20 protein-coding genes are annotated in these 19,471 nt (G+C 32.8%); 10 read left to right on the top strand and 10 right to left on the bottom strand.

The window, feature by feature from the left end; translation table 11 throughout:
* Positions 1–12 precede the first annotated feature (12 nt).
* From FF52_RS13255 to FF52_RS13270, 4 genes are read left to right on the top strand one after another with little or no spacing between them, the layout of a single operon-like run.
* Entirely contained in the window at positions 13–228 is a 216-nt protein-coding gene (locus tag FF52_RS13255) for a DUF350 domain-containing protein (RefSeq protein WP_008466189.1), read from the top strand.
* Positions 221–1,741 carry a polyamine aminopropyltransferase gene (locus FF52_RS13260; RefSeq protein WP_008466191.1) on the top strand — a complete coding sequence of 507 codons (1,521 nt, stop codon included), beginning with the start codon at positions 221–223 and terminating at the stop codon, positions 1,739–1,741. The genes FF52_RS13255 and FF52_RS13260 overlap by 8 nt, the downstream gene beginning before the upstream one ends.
* Positions 1,716–3,344, top strand: coding sequence for an NAD(P)/FAD-dependent oxidoreductase (locus FF52_RS13265; RefSeq protein ID WP_008466193.1), 1,629 nt, complete (start codon positions 1,716–1,718; stop codon positions 3,342–3,344). The genes FF52_RS13260 and FF52_RS13265 overlap by 26 nt, the downstream gene beginning before the upstream one ends.
* The gene (locus FF52_RS13270) at positions 3,322–4,353 is read left to right on the top strand and encodes a hypothetical protein (RefSeq protein ID WP_008466195.1); all 1,032 of its coding nucleotides are present in this window, start codon (positions 3,322–3,324) and stop codon (positions 4,351–4,353) included. Before FF52_RS13265 ends, FF52_RS13270 begins: the two co-directional genes overlap by 23 nt.
* On the opposite strand, the gene FF52_RS13275 is transcribed toward FF52_RS13270, so the two are convergent.
* From FF52_RS13275 to FF52_RS13300, 6 genes are all read right to left on the bottom strand, one after another.
* Complete coding sequence (locus FF52_RS13275) at positions 4,343–4,849, bottom strand: GNAT family N-acetyltransferase (RefSeq protein ID WP_008466198.1); 507 nt, start codon at positions 4,847–4,849, stop codon at positions 4,343–4,345. The genes FF52_RS13270 and FF52_RS13275 overlap by 11 nt on opposite strands.
* Before the next feature lie 189 nt (positions 4,850–5,038).
* The gene (locus FF52_RS13280; protein WP_008466201.1) at positions 5,039–5,791 is read right to left on the bottom strand and encodes an SGNH/GDSL hydrolase family protein; all 753 of its coding nucleotides are present in this window, start codon (positions 5,789–5,791) and stop codon (positions 5,039–5,041) included.
* Positions 5,792–5,843: 52 nt separating this feature from the next.
* Complete coding sequence (locus FF52_RS13285) at positions 5,844–6,272, bottom strand: hypothetical protein (RefSeq protein WP_008466204.1); 429 nt, start codon at positions 6,270–6,272, stop codon at positions 5,844–5,846.
* A gap of 67 nt (positions 6,273–6,339) precedes the next feature.
* The gene (locus FF52_RS13290) at positions 6,340–7,113 is read right to left on the bottom strand and encodes a helix-turn-helix domain-containing protein (RefSeq protein ID WP_008466206.1); all 774 of its coding nucleotides are present in this window, start codon (positions 7,111–7,113) and stop codon (positions 6,340–6,342) included.
* A 133-nt stretch (positions 7,114–7,246) separates the two neighbouring features.
* A complete protein-coding gene (locus FF52_RS13295) occupies positions 7,247–8,029 on the bottom strand; it encodes a DUF3050 domain-containing protein (RefSeq protein WP_008466208.1) in 783 nt (260 codons plus the stop codon).
* A gap of 91 nt (positions 8,030–8,120) precedes the next feature.
* Positions 8,121–9,299 carry an acyl-CoA dehydrogenase family protein gene (locus FF52_RS13300; RefSeq protein WP_008466210.1) on the bottom strand — a complete coding sequence of 393 codons (1,179 nt, stop codon included), beginning with the start codon at positions 9,297–9,299 and terminating at the stop codon, positions 8,121–8,123.
* 165 nt (positions 9,300–9,464) lie between these two features.
* Here FF52_RS13300 and FF52_RS13305 point away from each other — a divergent pair, with 165 nt between their 5' ends.
* Complete coding sequence (locus FF52_RS13305) at positions 9,465–11,240, top strand: helix-turn-helix domain-containing protein (protein WP_008466212.1); 1,776 nt, start codon at positions 9,465–9,467, stop codon at positions 11,238–11,240.
* A gap of 23 nt (positions 11,241–11,263) precedes the next feature.
* On the opposite strand, the gene FF52_RS23540 is transcribed toward FF52_RS13305, so the two are convergent.
* Together FF52_RS23540 and FF52_RS23545 are read right to left on the bottom strand one after the other, a co-directional pair.
* Positions 11,264–11,407 (bottom strand): rSAM-modified peptide, encoded by a 144-nt coding sequence (locus FF52_RS23540; protein ID WP_085949277.1) that lies wholly within the window; start codon positions 11,405–11,407, stop codon positions 11,264–11,266.
* 42 nt (positions 11,408–11,449) lie between these two features.
* The gene (locus tag FF52_RS23545) at positions 11,450–11,593 is read right to left on the bottom strand and encodes an rSAM-modified peptide (RefSeq protein WP_085949278.1); all 144 of its coding nucleotides are present in this window, start codon (positions 11,591–11,593) and stop codon (positions 11,450–11,452) included.
* 527 nt (positions 11,594–12,120) lie between these two features.
* On the opposite strand from FF52_RS23545, the gene FF52_RS13310 reads away from it, so the two are divergent.
* The 5 genes from FF52_RS13310 (at position 12,121) to FF52_RS13325 (ending at position 18,162) form a co-directional block, all read left to right on the top strand.
* Entirely contained in the window at positions 12,121–13,677 is a 1,557-nt protein-coding gene (locus FF52_RS13310) for a vitamin K epoxide reductase family protein (protein ID WP_008466214.1), read from the top strand.
* A gap of 62 nt (positions 13,678–13,739) precedes the next feature.
* A complete protein-coding gene (locus FF52_RS23770; RefSeq protein ID WP_008466216.1) occupies positions 13,740–13,922 on the top strand; it encodes a hypothetical protein in 183 nt (60 codons plus the stop codon).
* 243 nt (positions 13,923–14,165) lie between these two features.
* Positions 14,166–14,357, top strand: coding sequence for a hypothetical protein (locus FF52_RS23775; RefSeq protein ID WP_008466219.1), 192 nt, complete (start codon positions 14,166–14,168; stop codon positions 14,355–14,357).
* Positions 14,358–14,671: 314 nt separating this feature from the next.
* Entirely contained in the window at positions 14,672–16,864 is a 2,193-nt protein-coding gene (locus FF52_RS13320) for a peptidase domain-containing ABC transporter (protein ID WP_008466220.1), read from the top strand.
* Positions 16,865–16,866: 2 nt separating this feature from the next.
* Entirely contained in the window at positions 16,867–18,162 is a 1,296-nt protein-coding gene (locus tag FF52_RS13325) for an HlyD family secretion protein (RefSeq protein ID WP_008466222.1), read from the top strand.
* Here FF52_RS13325 and FF52_RS13330 read toward each other — a convergent pair.
* Both FF52_RS13330 and rimM read right to left on the bottom strand, forming a co-directional pair.
* On the bottom strand, positions 18,159–18,821 hold the full coding sequence (locus FF52_RS13330) for a tRNA1(Val) (adenine(37)-N6)-methyltransferase (protein WP_008466223.1): 663 nt from the start codon (positions 18,819–18,821) through the stop codon (positions 18,159–18,161). The genes FF52_RS13325 and FF52_RS13330 overlap by 4 nt on opposite strands.
* Positions 18,822–18,934: 113 nt before the next feature.
* Positions 18,935–19,459 (bottom strand): ribosome maturation factor RimM, encoded by a 525-nt coding sequence (rimM, locus tag FF52_RS13335; protein ID WP_008466225.1) that lies wholly within the window; start codon positions 19,457–19,459, stop codon positions 18,935–18,937.
* Positions 19,460–19,471 lie beyond the last annotated feature (12 nt).

A 19,471-nucleotide genomic window follows, 5' to 3' on the forward strand; every position in this document is an offset into this window, starting at 1 on the left:
AAACTATCAAATATGGAATTATTTCACGCACAGCCAATAGTAAACTCGATTCTTTATTCTTTTTTAGGAATAGTTATTTTGCTAATCGGTTATTATATTATCGAAAAATTGACTCCAGAGAATACTTGGAAAGAAGTTGTAGAAAAAAATAATGTTGCTGTTGCCATTGTTTTGGCAGCATTTATCATCGGGATTTCCATGATTATTAGTGCCGCAATTCATGGGTAAAAAGTTTCTTAGATTTGAATTTCTTTTACTCTTTGCCGTATTTATAATTGCCACTTGCGGACTTATTTATGAGTTGGTTGCAGGAACTTTGGCCAGTTATTTATTAGGCGATTCGGTAAAACAGTTTTCATTTATTATCGGCGTATATCTATTTTCTATGGGTATAGGCTCTTTTTTTTCAAAGTTTTTCAATAAGAATCTGCTTAATACTTTTGTAGAAATCGAAATTTTGGTCGGACTTATCGGTGGTCTAAGCTCAGTAATTTTGTTTCTGCTGTTTGAAAATGTGGGTTCTTTTCAATTCATTTTATATTTATTTGTTTTCGTAACCGGATTTTTGGTCGGATTGGAGATTCCACTATTAATGAATATTTTAAAAGATAGAGTCGAATTTAAAGATCTGGTTTCGAATGTTTTTACTTTTGATTATATCGGAGCGCTTTTGGCTTCTATTTTATTTCCGTTGGTTCTGGTGCCAAAATTGGGCATCATGGGAACTTCTCTTTTCTTCGGAATGATCAATGTGAGCATTGCTATTGCCTTATGTTTTTTATTGAAAAGAGAATTGAAGAAACCTTCTTTATTAAGAGCAAAAGCCGTTTTATCTTTTGTATTATTATTGGTTGTTTTTATTTTTTCCAATGATATTCTCGCGTATTCAGAAGGGAAATTATACGGAGAAAATATCATTTATACGAATTCGACACCGTATCAGCGTATCGTTTTAACACATAATAAGAGCGATTACAGGCTTTATTTGAATAATAACCTACAATTTAGTTCTGCTGACGAATATCGTTATCACGAGGCTTTAGTTCATCCCGCAATGTCGATGGCTAAAAGCGTCAAAAACGTTTTGGTTTTGGGTGGTGGAGATGGTCTCGCGGTTCGTGAAATTCTGAGATACAAAGACGTTCAAAAAGTGACTTTGGTAGATTTGGACGAAGGAATGACAAAACTGTTCAAAACCAATTCGGTATTGACGAATTTCAATCAGAATTCGTTGAATAATCCTAAAGTTACCGTAATCAATACCGACGCTTATATTTGGGCGAAAAACAATAAAGAAAAATACGATGTGGCGATAATCGATTTTCCAGATCCATCCAATTATAGTTTGGGGAAATTGTATTCGCTGAATTTTTATCAAACCATAAATACCATTTTAAAACCTGATGCTACAGTTGTGATACAAACTACATCGCCATATTTTGCGCCAAAATCTTTTTGGTGTATTAATAAAACGGTCATGCAGGTTTTTCCGCAAGTTGATGCCTATCACGCTTATGTTCCGTCGTTTGGAGAATGGGGTTACACGATTGCCATAAACGGTTTCGGAACTACTTTTAATACCGTAAACCGAAAAGCAGACGGATTGAAATTTTACAATTATCAATTCGATCGATTCAATTATTTTACAAACGATATGATTTCAAACCAAATTGAAATCAATCGTTTAGACAACCAGATTTTAGTACGCTATTTTGATGAAGAGTGGGGAAAACTGCAATAAATCCAGAAGGAGCTTTATAAAAGTAGTTGGCGCGGCTTTAATTGCAGTTCCGTTTCTGCAGTTTTGTTCGGATAAAATTGCGGCGATGATGATTCGTTTATCTGGAACTAAACACTTGCTTGGTCATCGTTTGTGGATTAAAGATTTTCCTAAACCAACGAAACAAATCCAGATTCCGTATCTAATTGTCGGCGGAGGAATTTCGGGTTTAAGTGCAGCGCGCCAATTTCATAAAAAAGGAATTTCAGATTTTTTGATAGTAGAATTAGAAAATCATTTGGGCGGAAATTCTTCTAATGGAGAAAATAAATATTCCAAATATCCTTTGGGAGCGCATTATTTGCCTTTGCCTAATTTCCAAGATAAAGAACTGCTTCGTTTTCTAGAAGAAGAAAAAATAATTTTAGGTTATAGTGAAAAAGGTTTTCCAATTTTTGATGAATTGCAATTGACTTTTGCGCCAGACGAACGTTTGTTCTATAAAAATAACTGGCAGGAAGGCGTCGTTCCAAAAGAAGGAAATTTGATTTCTGATGATGTAGAGTTTGACAAATTCTTCAAAAAAATGGATGCGTTTAGAATCGCCAAAGGAGAAGACCAGAAATATTTATTTGATATTCCGCTTTATCTTTCTTCATCTGATATCAAAACAAGAGCTTTGGATAAAATTACCATGAAACAGTGGTGCAAAGACAATCATTTTACGTCTGAGCCTTTGTTCAATTATATCGATTATTGCTGTAAAGATGATTTTGGTTTAGGAATCGAATATGTTTCGGCTTGGGCGGGAATCCATTATTTTGCCGGAAGAAAACAAGATTCGACACCCGAAAAACACGACAGCGTTTTAACGTGGTCAGAAGGAAATTCGCGTTTAGCCAATCATTTGAAAAAATATACGAAAGACAAAACGCTCAAAAATCATTTGGTTTATGAAGTCAAAGTAGAGAACAATAAAGTGATTGCAAAAGCTTTTGATGATGTAAGTAAAACCTCGGTTGAAATAATTGCTGATAAAGTGATTATGAGTTCTCCGCAGTTTGTGAATCAATATTTGATTGAAGACAGAAAAGCGTTTACTGAATATTTTCATTACACGCCTTGGCTTTTGGCAACGCTGATTGTAAATGATTTATCAGATGATTTTAGTTTTCCGCTTTCTTGGGACAATGTAATTTATGATGCAAAAGGTTTGGGATATGTTTACGATCAGCATCAGACCGTGAATCAGGTTCAGGACAAAAAAGTGATTACATATTATTATAGTTTTTCGTCTGCCGATTTGAAGAAAACCAGAAAAGAGCTGTATAAAAAAGACAAAGAATATTGGAAACAGTTTGTTTTGAATGACTTAAAAGTGGCGCATCCAGATATTGAAGAATGTACAGAAGATATAGAAGTGTTTCTTTTGGGGCACGGAATGATTTCGCCTGCTCCAGGCTTTATTTTTGGAGAAGCGAAAAAACAAGCCAAGCAAAACATTCAAAATAAAATATATTTTGCTCATAGCGATTTATCAGGAATTTCGATTTTTGAAGAAGCTTTTCATCAGGGAATTAATGTTGTAAATGAAATTATAGATGGAACAACCGTGGATTCATAAAGCCAAAACCGATTTAGCTTTTATAATTGGTCCGTCATTTTTTGTTTTGGCGATCATTTTCATTTTTCAGGATTATATTGCTCAGATTGAAGAATATTATTCTTTTTATACTTGGCTTTTCCTGATTGTGTTTATTGATGTTGCACACGTTTATGCAACTTTATTCAAAACTTATTTTGTTGCAGATGAATTTCAGAAACAAAAAAGAAGATTGATTCTGTTGCCGCTTTTTTGTTTCGTAACCGGAATTGTGCTTTTCTCTTTCGGAAGTTTAGTTTTTTGGTCTTTTTTGGCTTACGTAGCTGTTTTTCATTTTATAAGACAGCAATATGGTTTTATGAGATTGTACGCCAGAAAAGAAACGAAGACCAAAATCTCGATTTGGATTGATAATCTTGCGATTTATGCTTCAACTGGATACCCGATGCTATATTGGTTTTTTTCGTCTAAGCGAAAATTCAACTGGTTTGTAGAAAATGAATTTTTTAGGTTTGAAAATCAAAGAATTCTAGAAATCCTGTTTTGGGTTTATATTGGGATTTTGATTCTGTATGTGGTTTATACGGCTGTAAAATCAATTCAGAACCGATTTTTTAATATTCCAAAAAACAGCATTATTCTGGGAACTGCTTTGTCCTGGTATTTTGGAATTGTGTATTTTAATGACGATTTGATTTTTACTTTGTTAAATGTCGTATCGCATGGAATTCCGTATATGGCTTTGGTTTATTTTAAAGAAATTGACGGAAAATCGGAAACAGAATTGGGGCGTTTATCTTTTTTAAAACAGTATAAAGGTCTTTTAATTTACATTGGAATTTTGCTTTTGATTGCTTTTTCGGAAGAATTTCTTTGGGAATTTTTTGTTTGGAATGAAAATATCAGCATCACAAATTTTGATTTTTCAAGCTGGCAGATTTTGTTAGTTCCTTTATTGACCGTACCACAGTTTACACATTATTTATTGGATGGTTTTATTTGGAAAACCAAAACTAAATCTAGAGTTTAATTTCAAACAAACTAAAAGAACCTTCTTTATAATGTTCTGGTAATTCGTTTGTCCATTCGATAGTGCTTATTCCTTTGTAAGTGAAGCCACAGCTGCTGTAATATTTATTTATTCTTTCATTTCCGCTGTGTGTGTCAAGCCTAATATATTCTTTACCTTTTTGTTTGGCATATTCTTTAGCCCATTCAATAATTTTTTTGACATAAGATCGTCCTCTAAATTTTGGACTGGTAGCAATGCGATGAAGGTAAATAGCAGGATCTTTACTGGCTTCCTTCCAAATAATTAAATCATTAAAAGTAATCACAAATGTACAAGCAATTTCGTTTCCTTCTTTGATTATGTAATGGCGATTTTCAGCAATTTCTTTTTCTATTAATGCTCTTTCAAAACCTCTCCAGCTTTTATTGTTTACTGTCTTTTGATATGATGTAGCTTGATTGTAAATATTGAAAACGGCATCGATATCTTGTATTGTAGTTTTAGAAATAATCATTACGTAGTGCTTGTATTTTAAGAATTTATCCAGGCAAAATTAAGTATATTTTCTTAAAGCGGATAACTTCTAATCTAGCCCCGATAGAAACGATATCCTTTTGTTCTGGGGTTCAGAACAAAAGATATAGTGGATAGCGGGACTAAATTTGTTTTGAAAATGAATGTTCTGCTTCAAGAAATTAAAAAACTAATTCTGTAAAGCGATTTTGACTTTCGGCATCATTCTGTCTACAAACATTTTGTAAGCTGTTTGGGAAGGATGTAAACCGTCTGAGGCAACAAGATTTGGATTGCTTAACCCCATACGCGTAATATCTGTAATCGAAACAAAAGCAACCTGATTGTTATTGCAATAGTTTTCTGCAAAAGAATTATATTGATCTATTTCTGCAGAAATTGTGGTGCTTTGCTGTCCGAATAAACTTTGTCCATAGGGCGTGTAAGCATAATCAGGAATAGAAATGACAACAACATTTTTTCGATCACCTTTGGCCAGCATAATAGCTTTATTGACCAATTCAGGAAATTCTTTTTCATAAACAGAAAAGCTTTTGTGCTGATATTGATTGTTAACCCCAATTAAAAGCGTTACCAAATCATAATTGGATTCTGGTTTTTGCGATTCGATTGCTGAAAGCAAATTAGATGTTGTCCAGCCAGTTGTTGCAATTATTTTTAATGAAATTGTACTAGAGTACATGGCGTTTAAACTTGCTTTGAGCTGTTCTGGAAAACGACATGTTTCGCAAACGCTCTGACCAATAGTGTAACTGTCGCCTAATGCCAAATAATTTACAGAACTCGAAATTGGAGGATTTGTTGTAGGCGGATTTACAACTGGAGGAGTGGTTGTCGTAGGAGATGAGGGTTCATCTGAACTGCAGCTCAAAAGAAATCCTGAGAGTATAACAATAACTATCTGTTTAAAATCTGGTTTCATAATTTTTTTAAATTAAATTGGCTTTAAACAAATAGTTACGTTAAATAGGGCGTTACGGTTTTACGGCTTCTTTATAAATATTTCTTTCCATGGTGATATTTAATCTTGCAAACATTTCAGAGATATTAAAACCTTCTTTTTTATAGTAAGCTTGCACGGCCTCTTTGGCGCTTTTCAAGACTGTTTCATTTTTCCAGATAGCAATCGTTAAGTAAATTAAATTTCCATTTTCGTCAATGCGTTCGTACGCATTGTCATTTACAAAGCCGTTTAAATGTTTTATGAAGTTTCGGTTAATGCATACTCGTTCTAAAAATTCTTGTTTTGATTTTTCGGGAACAATAAATTTATCGATAAAAATTTGTTGCATGGTTTCTGATTTTTTAAGTTCAATTTCTGAATTGATTGTTGTTGATTGAGCATTTGTTCTATAGTTGAATAATATCAAAAAGACAATTCCGATTAAAATATTTGTTTTCATAACTCCTGTTTTTATTGATGTAAAATTCAGAATTGTGAAAACTTAATCCTTGTAAAAAATCATTGATTTACCAAAAAGAAGGAAAATTGAAAAACTCACTTGGAGTTTGTCCTGTAAACAACTTGAAATCTTTATTAAAATGGGGCTGGTCAAAATATCCGGCATCAATAGCCAGATCGATGAGGTTTTGATTTTTTTGTTTGTGATCGATAATTGATTTTATGCGAACAACATAGCAAAATTGTTTCGGAGAAGATCCAATTGTTTTTCGGAACCTTTTTTCAAATGCGTCTTGACTGATAAAAAGCGCATCAGCAAGCTCTTTTATTTTAACGATGCCTTTTTTTGATTGTATGATAGTAATGGCAGCAGAGATTAGATTGTCGGGTTTGTAATTGTGCAGTCTTGATAAAAGAAACTGTTCTATAACTGCAATTTTTTGATTGTTGGTTTTGGCTTCCACTAAAAGTTCTTCGATAATGGCAGTTTTTTGCTGTGGAATAAAGTTGTCGAGCGAAACACTTTCTTCGAATAATTCATGAAGCGGTTCTTTAAAAAAAGCTTTAGCTCCAGCTTCTTTAAACTGAATGATAAGAGTTGCCGTATCTTTTGCGTAATTAATTAATCGTACTGATTTGCGAATACCTGAAATTGTAGAAACGGGCAGTTTTTCGTGCTGATTTTCTTTAATATAATTAACATAGCCTTTGCAACGAAAACCAATTGCTAGAGAGGTGCTGGGTAAAACCCGGTTTACCAATTCGTCTTCGCTTTCGATAATTCTGTAAGTCTTAATAAAAGGTCTTAACTGTTCTGTTGGAATGAAATCGATAATGTTCATTTGAAAGTATTTTCAACAGGCTGAATGTCAAAGGTATGAAAAAACAAAATTCCAATAACTTATCTGTCATTAAACAGTTTCAGTTATTGGAATTTTTAAGAAATAAGTTATGTTACATAACTTATAGTAATTTTTAAACCATTTCGGCTTTCATCAAAATTTCTTCCTCGATAGCATTCCAAAGTCCGATGCGTTTTTCTAGAGCAAGAATCGAAACTTCTTCAACTTCTTTCCATTTTTGAGCATCGTTTTCACACAGTTCTGTAATCATTTGCATAGCCATTGGTCCATGTTCATCGGCATCCAATTCGATATGTCTTTCAAAATAGTATAGTAATTTTGCTAAATCGGTTTCCGGAAGGTTTTTCTGGAAGTTTTTCAAAATTTCAGTAAACATACTCGGAATCAAATCTTCTCTTCCAAAAGTAAATGCTGCTGCAATTTCGTGTGATTTTCCTTCTTCGATAACTCTAAAAGTAAAATCTAAAAAGGCTTTTACATTTGGATGCAGTGAGCTTTGTTTGATTGCTACGAATATATTATGAAGAGAGGTCACCTCTGATAAGAATTTTAAAACTCCTGTTGTATCTGCGCCACAGTCTTCCATAGCTTCAAGATACATTTCGTAGTGGCTTTGTCTTCTTCCATCAATACTTAAATCGCTCTCTTCTGCAAGAACAATTTCATTAATCAAATAACGTGTTTCTGGATTTTTGGTAGCAAACCAAGGTGTTGTTGTACAAGTAAGTTTGGCCTGTAAGGCTTTTAAAAGTGACATAAAATCCCAAACAGCAAAAACGTGAGTTTCTAGAAAGCTATGAAGATCATTTATATTTTGAATCTTATTGTATAAAGAGTGGTTTAATAGTTGGTCTTTTTGAGGTTGAATGCTTTTGTTTATCGTTTCGATATTCATTTTTGAAAAAATTTTGATGCAAAGATAAAAAGCTTCTCCGTCAAGAAGAAGCTTTTTAGATTGATTTTATGTATATTTTAATAATTAGTGTTTATTTAAATGCTGGAATTCCAGTCACATCCATTCCTGTTATCAATAAATGTATGTCGTGAGTTCCTTCATACGTAATAACACTTTCAAGGTTCATCATGTGTCGCATGATGGAGTATTCGCCAGTAATCCCCATGCCTCCGAGCATTTGTCTTGCTTCTCTAGCGATGGTTATGGCCATATTTACGTTGTTGCGTTTTGCCATCGAAATTTGAGCAGAAGTTGCTCTACCTTCATTTCTTAAAACACCTAAACGCCAAGTTAATAGTTGTGCTTTTGTGATTTCGGTAATCATTTCTGCCAGTTTTTTCTGCTGTAACTGAGTTCCTCCAATCGGTTTTCCAAACTGAATTCTTTCTTTTGAATATCTTAAAGCTGTATCATAACAATCCATTGCAGCTCCGATTGCTCCCCATGCGATTCCGTAACGCGCAGAATCTAAACAGCCAAGAGGGGCGCCAAGACCAGATTTATTTGGTAGAAGATTTTCTTTTGGAACTTTTACATTATCAAAAATTAATTCTCCAGTCGCAGAAGCACGTAATGACCATTTGTTATGAGTTTCTGGCGTTGTAAAGCCTTCCATTCCTCGTTCTACAATTAAACCGTGAATTCTTCCTTCTTCATTTTTAGCCCAAACAATCGCTATATCAGCAAAAGGAGCATTAGAAATCCACATTTTGGCACCATTTAAAAGATAATGATCTCCCATATCTTTAAAATTGGTAATCATACTTCCAGGATCAGAACCGTGATCTGGTTCGGTTAATCCGAAACAGCCTATATATTCTCCCGTAGCAAGCTTTGGAAGATATTTCATTCTTTGTTCTTCGTTTCCATATTTCCAAATAGGATACATGACTAGAGAAGACTGAACAGATGAGGTAGATCTTACACCAGAATCACCTCTTTCTATTTCCTGCATAATTAAACCATAAGAAATTTGGTCTAATCCTGCTCCGCCATATTCTACAGGAATATAAGGTCCGAAACCACCGATTTCTCCAAGACCTTTAATAATTTGTTTAGGAAATTCTGCTTTTTGCGCGTATTCTTCTATAATAGGAGAAACTTCTTTTTTAACCCAAGCACGAGCAGATTCGCGAACTAATTTATGTTCGTCAGATAGTAAATCGTCTAAGTTAAAATAATCTGGAGATTGAAATAGGTCTGGTTTCATGATTTTTAAATTTAGCAAAGCAAATTTACACAATAAAAATATAACAAATACATGTTAAAATGTTATATTTATTTATAGTAAAAATAATATTAATAGGAATTTGGCAAATAAATTGTAGTTTATTGATAATTTATAGACTATTTTTGAATTCCAAAAACAAACTAAATGAGGCTGATCATCTCTTTTTTCTTTTTACTATTAATCTATTCCAGTGGGGCTGCTCAAACTACAGGAGAGCTCACGGAACAAAAGTACTTAGAATTACAGGATAAAATTCGTTTTAGCATTAATGGAAATTATGATGAGGGTTTATCTTATGTAAATCAGATGATTAAGTCTAAAAATGAGATTCATCAAGCCTTCGCTTATGCTGCAGGTTCTTACCTGTATCAACTAAAAGGAAATGCTAGTCAATCTGATAAAATGTATTCAGAAGCAATAAAGCATTTAGCTAAAATTCCAGAGTCTAATGATAAAATAAAGTTACATGCGTATTTATGCAACTACAGAGGCCTTACTTTCTGGAAAAGATCAAACTATGGTAAAGCTCTTAGCAGTTATCAGGAAGGAGTCAAACTTTCTTCTAAAATAAATGATGTTGTACAAATTGTAAAATTTAAAGCCAATATTGCTTTACTAAATGAAGGCGTTGGTAATTATCAGTTGTCTATAAAAATCTTAAAACAGAATGATGCATTTCTCGATCAGAATGAGAGTTTGTATGAAAAAGATCAGTTTCAGAATTCTAAAAGTAATACTTACACAAATCTTGGAAATTCTTATGAAGGATATTACTACAAGAATCGAGAAAAAGCATATTTATTAGATTCTGCAGAATATTATTATAAAAAAAGTATAGCCTATTCGGATAGATTTATTGACAACAAGACTATTTCTAAACTTAGTTTAGGAAATATTTATCTGATTAAAAAGGATTATGTAAATGCTGAAAAAATTTATTATGATATCTCCTTTTATGCAAAACAGACTGATAATGAAGATTTGTATCAAATTGCGAATTATAATTTAGGGGATCTTTATTATTCTATAAAGAAATACGATAAAGCTCTTATATTTTTAAAAAAGGTAGATTCTATTAGCCAAAAGACTAAGACTATAGATAATAGTTATTTTAAGTCTAATTATATACAAGCTAAAATCTACAGTATCAAAAATGAACCCGAGCAGGCTTATAAATATTCCAAGCTATACTTGGATGCTTATGAGAAATATGAAGGAAATCTTAGGGAAGAGACATTAGAGGTAAACTACAAACTGGGAACAGCAGACCTTAGTGACGAGATGATTAGTGTTCAGGAGAAGTATAAATATGAAGTGTTTTGGAATAAAGCATTAAAAATATTTTATGTTATTCTTGTAATCGGAATTGTATTTTTCCTTATAAAAAATATTCGGGATAAAAATAAAGCCCAAAAGAAAATGAACGCTTTAATTGAAGAGTTCAAAGCTAATCTGGAGAAAAAAGAAATTGAAAAAACAAGAATAGAGAAAGAACCTTTTGAAAAAGCGGCTATGGAGGTTATTGAAACAGAAGATGTTGCGTTGAAAAAGGAAAATGCAAATTTGAGTATTGATGAGGCTAAAGAAAATAAGATAGTCGAAAAATTATTGGCTTTAGAAGAAAAACTAGAATATTTAAATGCTGATTTTACGCTTTCTTATGTCGCTAAAAAAATAAAAACCAATACTACTTATCTATCTTATGTTGTGAATAAAAGATTTGGAAAATCTTTTAGTGAATATTCTAATGAGTTGAAGATTAATTATGTTATTAACCAAATGATTACAAACCATTTGTACCGCAAATATTCTACACAAGCAATTGCGGAAAGCGTAGGATTTAAAAATGCAGTTTCTTTTGCAAAATCATTTCGCAAAAGAACTGGAGTGTCTCCAGCTCAGTTTGCGAATAATATCTAGTTTTAATAAATTGATTGTAATTTTTATGTACTTCCGTTACCACCATTTCCTTTACTTGGATATGGCTCAGGAAGCGGTTCTTCATCTCCCCCTTTAATTGTTTTTTGTTCTTTTTTAGAAATTGTATCTAGTAGAAAATCTTCGAATGTTAATTTGCTATTTTTCATGACTTGATTTTTTTGATTTACTTTTAAATGTTTTCGTTCTGTTTATGTACTTCCATTTCCACCATTTCCTTTACTTGGATATGGCTCAGGAAGCGGCTCTTCATCTCCTCCTTTAATTGTTTTCTGTTCTTTCTTAGAAATTGTATCTAGTAGAAAATCTTCGAATGTTAATTTTGACTTTTTCATGATATATTTTGTTTGAATTAATAAATTAGTACTATAAATCTTTCGTAATATTTTTAAACGATTTTTATGAGATCCCTAAATGCAGTATTATAAAAGAGCTTTGTAAGTGGGTTATTTTGTCGGAAAATGTACTGCTTAGATCAATTTTTGGAAATGCTTTTTTTATCTTTTAGAAACTTAAATTGACTCTTTTAGTCTTTTTTTCAAACCCAATTCGTGTGATTTTTTTTTAAAAAAACATCTATTTTTATGAGCCTATTTTTAATGTTTTTTAATGTTTAGATTATTGCTTTTCCAAAACTAGATAAAAAGCAAAACCGTTAATCGAAAATGGACTTTCTAAGCTTTTTATTCAAAAAACAAACATGTAAATCATTGTAAATCAATATATTAAAAAGAATACTATACTTGGTATAATTTATAAATTGTATGTGGTATAATTAATAAAATGTATGTGTTTATGCGATTTTTATCAATAAAATCCCCAATCTTTGCAGTGTAAAATGATTTAAAAACGATCAAAAGCGATGTTAAAACTTGTCCAAAAATTTCTGCAAATCAACCGCTACTCAGATATCAAAAATGAGTTTAAGGATCTGTTTTTGTCTCATCCAAATTATCCGAGTTTGTTTGCCATTACAGACTCGTTTGATTTGCTTTCTGTAGAGAATGCTGCTGTAAGAGTTTCGAAAGAACAGATTGAAGATTTGCCATCAAATTTTTTGGCATATTTTAAAGATGAATTGACACTAGTTGAAAAGATTAAAAGCGGTGTTAGAATCACAACCTCAAAAAAAGGAAGCCAAAAATTATCTTATGATAAATTCCTTTTAGATTGGAATGGAGTAATTGTGGCCATTGAACCAAACAATGTTGTAGCAAGAGATAATCTAAAAATAGAATACAACTGGCTAAAATATTTTCTGCCTCTTGCGCTTGTAGCAGGATTGTCTTTGTTCTATAATCGTTTTGATTGGTTTAGCGCTTCATTTTTGGTGACATCAGTTCTCGGTTTAATCGTAAGTATCTTTATAGTTCAAGAGAAGTGGGGAGTTAAAAATACTGTAATTTCAAAATTCTGTAATTTAAGTACTAATTCTTCTTGTCACTCGGTAATAAGCTTTAATGATGATATAGCAAATAAATGGTTGAGTTTTTCAGATTTGCCATTGCTTTTCTTTAGTTCAAGTATTATAGCAATATTGGTTCAGCCTTTAAGTTCAGCGATTTTTGTTGGATTCTTAAGTTTATTAGCTATTCCAATAATAGTATGCTCGATTTGGATTCAAAAATTTGAGATTCAAAAATGGTGCATAATGTGTTTAGCAATATCATTTTTAATATTGGCACAGAGTGTTGTTTGGTTTTCTTCAGATCTTTTTACATTGAGTTTCAGCTTTAATGAAATTTTTCCTTATGTATTCTCTTTGTTGCTTTTAATACCAATCTGGGCGGCAGTTAAAGTGATGATTAGAAAAATGCTTGATAATGAAAACTCGCTCAAAGAACTTAAGAAATTCAAAAGAAACTATTCCTTATTGAATTTCTTATCTAAAAAAGTAAAATATAACAAAGGGTTTGAAGACTTAAGAGGTTTGACATTTGGAAATAGAAATGCAGGAGTTAGACTTTCTGTAATTCTTAGCCCAAGTTGTGGACACTGTTATAAAACTTTTCAAGAAGCTTTTGACTTGGTATTAAAGTTTCCAGATAAAATATTTTTGAACGTTCTTTTTAATATTAATCCAGAAAATAATGACAACCCTTACAAAGCAGTTGTAGAAAGGCTTTTAACTATTAACAGAACAACACCTGGAAAAACAGTTGAAGCGATTTCAGATTGGTACATTAAAAGAATGACTCACAAAAAGTGGTTAAAAAAATGGAATGTTGATTCTGTAAGCATGATGATAAATCAGGAAATTCAGAAGCAATATGATTGGTGCTCGATGAACAATTTTAATTATACACCAATTAAGATTGTAAACGAAAGGTTATTTCCAAATGAATATGAATTGAACGAATTGAAATATTTCTTAAATGATTATGTAGAAGAAGTTCAAGTGTTAGAGAAAATAGCCTAAGAAACAGAAATTTAGACTGTTAAAATAGAAATTAGTTAACCCCAACTTTAAAACCTGCAGTGATGTTAAAGAATATTTTAAAATTGAAGGGTGCAGTAGAATTAACTGCAAGTGAACTGAAAACAATGAATAGAGATCATACTCCTATTTGTGAAGATGGATTTAAAGCTAAAAGATGTACAGAATTTGGTACTGTGCCAGCATACTGGAACTGCATACCAAATAATTATGTCGGAAGTTGCTAAAGAGGATTTTTTTAAGCATCAAGTTATTGCAACTTTGAGGCTTAAACCAAAAAATGTAAATAGCCAGTTATGTTAGAAAAGATTTTAAAAAGTAAGGAAACAAGAAAGCTGACAAAAAAAGAGCAGAAAAACATCTTGGGCAATGAATATTCAGAAGATATCAATTGCCATGATACTGTTGTTGAGAAATATTAAATAGTTAGGCAGAACAAACTGTTGTACTAGATAAAAAAGGTATTAATTATGTTAAAGAAAATTTTAAGTCTTGAAGGTGCTCAGTCCATTAACAAAAATGAACAGAAAACTATGAAAGGAGGAATTCCAGAATGTTGGGTTCAAGCCTTAGAAGCAGGATGTTTTTTAATACCGTCAGGCGAAACTTGTCCGCTAAATACATCATCAGGTATTTGTGATACAAGTCGTCTTTGTTGTTGATTTTTAACTTTTTTAAAAGTAATACGATATAGCCTTATTTAGAATTTAGTCATGTTTTTTTTAATGTATAGGCGCTCGATCGTGGAACATTGAGCATATTCTCAGTATTGATGATTGGTACTGAGATTCTTAGGAGTTGGTCGCAAGGTTATTTTTATTTGGTTAGGGTAACCGCGGCCATGTCCTAAAGAAATTGTGTTGCTAAAAAATTTGTTTTTAAATACTGAAACAGAGAAGATTTAGGTCTTCTCTGTTTTTTTATGGATTAACAAGAAATTTTTTTCTTAATTTGGTCTGGAATAAATCATAATAAATTGAAAAAATTCGCTCATTATAAACAGGCAGATAACAAAGATTGCGGACCGACATGTTTAAAAATTATTGCTAAATATTACGGTAAAACAATCAACATTCAGGAGTTGAGAAATATTAGCGAAACAACTCGTGAAGGAAGTAATTTGCTTTTTTTAAGTGATGCTGCTGAAAAAATTGGATTTAGAACTTTAGGGGTAAAACTCTCTGTAAAAAGAATCGAAGAAGCTCCGCTGCCATGCATTCTGCATTGGAACGATAATCACTATGTTGTACTTTATAAAATAAAAAAAGGCAAATATTATATCTCAGACCCAGCTTTTGGTCTTTTGGAATACAGTAAAGATGAATTTGTAAAGTTCTGGATTGGAAATAATGCTCATGATGAGATAAAAGAAGGAATAGCATTATTGATTGAACCGACTCCAAAATTTTTTCAATCTAATTTTGATAAAGAAGAAGATTTAGGGTTGGGATTCAGATTCCTTTCCCAATACCTCTTTCAATACAAATCATTTCTTATTCAGCTTGCTATTGGGCTATTTGCGGGTAGTTTATTACAGTTGATATTTCCATTTTTAACCCAAAGCATTGTCGATGTCGGAATCCAGAATCAGAATATTCATTTCATTTATCTGATCCTATTTGCTCAGCTGTTCCTTTTTGCTGGGAGAACAGGTTTAGAACTCATAAGAAGCTGGATACTGCTTCATCTCTCCACCCGCATTAATATTTCATTAATTTCTGATTTCTTTATCAAGTTAATGAATCTTCCGATTTCTTTTTTTGATGTAAGGATGACCGGTGATATCATGCAGCGAATTAATGATCATCGTAGAATCGAAAAAATACTTACAACATCCTCTTTAAATGTGCTATTTTCTGTTATCAATATGTTTGTATTGGGGGCAGTTTTGGCTTATTTTAATCTCAAGATATTTCTGGTGTTTTTTGTCGGAAGCATTCTTTATTTTGGCTGGATAAGCATGTTTTTAAAACGAAGAGAAATTTTGGATTACAAACGTTTTGCTGAAGTTTCTGTAGAGCAAAGCAAGGTAATGGAGCTGATAAACGGAATGCAGGAAATTAAGCTCCATAATGCAGAAAAACAGAAACGCTGGGGCTGGGAATATGTTCAGGCAAGATTGTTTAGGGTTTCTATAAAAGGTTTGGTTTTAGAGCAGTCGCAAAGCATTGGTTCGTCAGTAATAAATGAACTGAAAAATATTTTCATTACGTTTTTATCTGCAAAATTAGTTATTGATGGTTCTATAACGCTGGGGATGATGCTGGCCATTAATTCGATTGTAGGCAGTTTGAATGGGCCAATTACACAGCTGATCCAATTTGTGAGAGAGCTTCAGGATGCTAAAATTTCATTGGCAAGATTATCAGAAATTCACGAAAAAGAAGACGAAACGCAAGAAGAAGAGCATCAGTCCATTGATGTGCCGTATGATTCAGATATCGAATTAAAAAATGTTACTTATAGGTATTTAGGTTCAGATGTTCCTGTTTTAGATAACTTAAGTTTAAAGATTCCAGCTAATAAAGTGACAGCAATAGTGGGAGTAAGCGGAAGCGGAAAAACAACATTGATGAAACTCTTGCTGAAGTTTTACAATCCAGACAAAGGCGAAGTCAGTATTGGGAGTGCTCAATTGAAAAATATTTCACAGAAAGCATGGAGATCTAATATTGGAGCGGTTATGCAGGAGGGGTATATTTTTACCGATACAATTGCAAATAATATTGCAGTTGGGGCTGATAAAATCGACAAAGAACGATTGCTTTATGCATCTGATGTCGCAAATATTACACAATATGTAAGCGAGCTCCCATTGGGCTATAACACCAAAATTGGAGCAGAAGGATTGGGAATGAGCACCGGGCAAAAACAGCGATTGCTGATTGCCAGAGCAGTATATAAAAATCCTGAAATTTTGTTTTTCGATGAAGCAACATCTGCCCTTGACGCCAACAATGAAAAAGAAATTATGCAGAAGCTTGATATTTTCTTTAAAAACAAAACCGTAATTGTAATTGCGCATCGATTAAGCACGGTCATGAATGCAGACCAGATTGTGGTTTTGGATAAAGGTAAAATTATTGAAATAGGGAACCATACCACACTGGTAGAACAAAGAGGAAATTATTTTGAATTGGTTAAAAATCAATTGCAGTTAGGAAATTAGTCATGGCAGAAAACAACGATACATTTGAATTAAGAAGTGAAGAGGTTCAGGATATTCTGATCAAAGTTCCGCATTGGATGATACGATGGGGAACCGTTCTGATATTTGCCATTATTATCATGCTGTTTTTTGTTTCTTGGTTCGTCAAATATCCAGATACTGTAAAAACAGAAATTGTAATTACAACTAATATTCCGCCAGAGAAAATAGTATCAAAGTCTTCTGGACGAATTGAAGCGATTTTAGTAAAAGATAAAACAGAGGTGGATAAAAATAGCACGCTGGCCATTATTGAAAATACGGCGAATTATAAAGATGTTTTTCTGCTGAAAAAAATTGTGGACAGTTATGATATTAGCAGCTCAACAAAAGAGTTTCCTTTTGATCTGTTGCAAAATAAACAGCTCGGCGAAATAGAAAGTGCTTTCGCAGGTTTTCAGAAAGATTATCAGGCTCAGGAACTAAATAAAGACCTTCATCCTTATCAGGTGGAAAGCAGAGCACAGCAGTCTGAAAAAATCCAGATAACCCAAAGAATAGAAATTCTGCAGCAACAGAAAACAATTAACGAACATGAGCTGGAACTGCAAAAAAATGAAGTAGCACGCTTTGAGACTTTATTTAATAAAGGAATTATTTCTGCCCAAGAAATGGAAGCTAAAAAACTGAGTTTTCTTCAGGCACAGAAGAATTATAGAAGCCTATTATCGTCGATTTCCCAATTAAGGTCTTCTTTGATTGATAACACAAAATCAAGTCAGAATTCGCAGATAAACAGCACTAGAGAAGAAGTTAATCTTGGACGTAACGTGTCACAGTCGTTTTATCAGCTGAAAAAAGTGATTAGGGAATGGGAGCTGGCATATGCATTAAAATCTTCTATCAGCGGTAAAGTAACTTTTCTGCAGGTGTGGAATGAAAATCAGACCATAAATGTTGGAGATAATGTATTTTCTATAATCCCAGATGCTAAGAACAGCTTTATAGGAAAGGTAAAAGCGCCAGCTTTAAATTCAGGAAAAATAAAAGTGGGGCAGCGTGTCAATATCCGTTTGGCAAACTACCCAGATAGGGAGTTTGGCGTTTTGAAAGGCGAAATCAAAAATATTTCATTGGTGCCCGATATGGATGGCAATCTTCTTATAGATGTTGCGCTTCCAAATGGACTGAAAACATCGTATAATAAACAGATTACATTTCAGCAGGAAATGAAAGGAAGTGCAGAAATTGTAACCGAAGATTTGAGATTGATTGAAAGAATTTTGTATCAGTTTAAAAGTATATTTGAACAGGTTTAAAATTTAAGATAAAAATCTTTAGTCAGCTCAATATATTCTGGAGTGTAAACATGGCGATCGATTTCAATCACTAATTCATCTATTTCAATTTCAGAAACTTTATTTCTGCTAAAAGCCAATAAACTGCGTTTAATTTCTGATTTTAGAGTTCCTTTTACTCGAGTAATTTTTAGAGGATATAACTCGGCTTCTTTCGCCAGAGCAATAAATTTTTCCTCTTCTTTGAAAGGAATAATTAAAGCAAGTATTCCGTTTTCTGAAAGTAATAAATCGGCAGCTTCAACAATTTCTTCAAAAGGCATTGCATCCTGAAAACGTGCTAGATCACGCTGTTCATTTTCGGATTTATAATCTTCAGAATAGAAAGGAGGATTCGAAACTATCAAATCGTATTCATCTTCTGGTTCATCAATAAATTCATCCAGGCCGGCATGAAAACAAAATAATCTATCGCCCCAAGGAGAAGCTTCAAAATTTTCTACAGCCTGCTCGTAAGCATCTTCATCGATTTCAAGAGCATCAATTTGTTCAGCATGACTTCTTTGTGCCAGCATCAGAGCAATAACTCCAGTTCCCGCACCAATATCTAAAATACTAAAAGGGTTATGAGAAATAGGAGTCCAAGCACCCAATAAAACGCCATCGGTGCCAACTTTCATAGCGGTTCTGTCTTGTTTAATAGAAAATTGCTTGAAGCTAAATAAACACATTTCTGAATAAATAAAATTTACGATAGGTAATGGCTGAAAACTGTGACCGAGACTGAATACTTTTATAAGTACATCTCAATAAGGCCTTCAGGAAGATCCATGATAACTTTTTTGTTCTCACGATCGATTTTTACTAGAAATTGATCAATCATAGGAACTAAGATTTCGACTTCACCATTTAAAACTTCAAAAAGAGGCTGTGCAGTTGAATCATTAATAGAAGTTATTTTTCCGAAAACGCCTAAACGTTTGTCTTCAATTTCGAAACCAATAACTTCATGGAAGTAAAATTTGTTACCAGTAAGTTTTGGCAACATAGTTAAAGGAAGATAGATAGGACTGCCAACAAGAGCATCTGCATCTTCTTCAGTATTTACATCTTCAAAACGAACTCTTAAAAAGTCGTTTTTGTGTAATGAGCTTGTTTCAATGAAAAAAGGAACCAAGTGTTTGTTGCTTTCAACAAACACTGATTCCAGATTTTCGTATAACTCAGGTTCATCTGTGTCTAAATAGACTAAGACTTCACCTTTGAAACTAAATTTTTTAGCGATTTTACCTAAATAAAAACAATCTTCTTTACGCATTATCGCTAAGTA

The organism is Flavobacterium sp. F52, from assembly GCF_000278705.1.
GTDB classification, from domain to species: Bacteria; Bacteroidota; Bacteroidia; order Flavobacteriales; family Flavobacteriaceae; genus Flavobacterium; species Flavobacterium anhuiense.

Excerpts from the sequence above, each read along its gene's own strand:
- FF52_RS13325 (WP_008466222.1), top strand. The coding sequence starts at position 16,867 with ATGGCAGAAAACAACGATACATTTGAATTAAGAAGTGAAGAGGTTCAG.
- FF52_RS23770 (WP_008466216.1), top strand. The coding sequence starts at position 13,740 with ATGTTAAAGAATATTTTAAAATTGAAGGGTGCAGTAGAATTAACTGCA.
- FF52_RS13270 (WP_008466195.1), top strand. The coding sequence starts at position 3,322 with ATGGAACAACCGTGGATTCATAAAGCCAAAACCGATTTAGCTTTTATA.
- FF52_RS13295 (WP_008466208.1), bottom strand. The coding sequence starts at position 8,029 with ATGAATATCGAAACGATAAACAAAAGCATTCAACCTCAAAAAGACCAA.
- FF52_RS23545 (WP_085949278.1), bottom strand. The coding sequence starts at position 11,593 with ATGAAAAAGTCAAAATTAACATTCGAAGATTTTCTACTAGATACAATT.
- FF52_RS13285 (WP_008466204.1), bottom strand. The coding sequence starts at position 6,272 with ATGAAAACAAATATTTTAATCGGAATTGTCTTTTTGATATTATTCAAC.
- FF52_RS13305 (WP_008466212.1), top strand. The coding sequence starts at position 9,465 with ATGAGGCTGATCATCTCTTTTTTCTTTTTACTATTAATCTATTCCAGT.
- FF52_RS13275 (WP_008466198.1), bottom strand. The coding sequence starts at position 4,849 with ATGATTATTTCTAAAACTACAATACAAGATATCGATGCCGTTTTCAAT.
- FF52_RS13255 (WP_008466189.1), top strand. The coding sequence starts at position 13 with ATGGAATTATTTCACGCACAGCCAATAGTAAACTCGATTCTTTATTCT.
- FF52_RS13300 (WP_008466210.1), bottom strand. The coding sequence starts at position 9,299 with ATGAAACCAGACCTATTTCAATCTCCAGATTATTTTAACTTAGACGAT.
- FF52_RS13280 (WP_008466201.1), bottom strand. The coding sequence starts at position 5,791 with ATGAAACCAGATTTTAAACAGATAGTTATTGTTATACTCTCAGGATTT.
- FF52_RS13260 (WP_008466191.1), top strand. The coding sequence starts at position 221 with ATGGGTAAAAAGTTTCTTAGATTTGAATTTCTTTTACTCTTTGCCGTA.
- FF52_RS13310 (WP_008466214.1), top strand. The coding sequence starts at position 12,121 with ATGTTAAAACTTGTCCAAAAATTTCTGCAAATCAACCGCTACTCAGAT.
- rimM (WP_008466225.1), bottom strand. The coding sequence starts at position 19,459 with ATGCGTAAAGAAGATTGTTTTTATTTAGGTAAAATCGCTAAAAAATTT.
- FF52_RS13290 (WP_008466206.1), bottom strand. The coding sequence starts at position 7,113 with ATGAACATTATCGATTTCATTCCAACAGAACAGTTAAGACCTTTTATT.
- FF52_RS23540 (WP_085949277.1), bottom strand. The coding sequence starts at position 11,407 with ATGAAAAATAGCAAATTAACATTCGAAGATTTTCTACTAGATACAATT.
- FF52_RS13330 (WP_008466223.1), bottom strand. The coding sequence starts at position 18,821 with ATGAAAGTTGGCACCGATGGCGTTTTATTGGGTGCTTGGACTCCTATT.
- FF52_RS13265 (WP_008466193.1), top strand. The coding sequence starts at position 1,716 with ATGAAGAGTGGGGAAAACTGCAATAAATCCAGAAGGAGCTTTATAAAA.
- FF52_RS23775 (WP_008466219.1), top strand. The coding sequence starts at position 14,166 with ATGTTAAAGAAAATTTTAAGTCTTGAAGGTGCTCAGTCCATTAACAAA.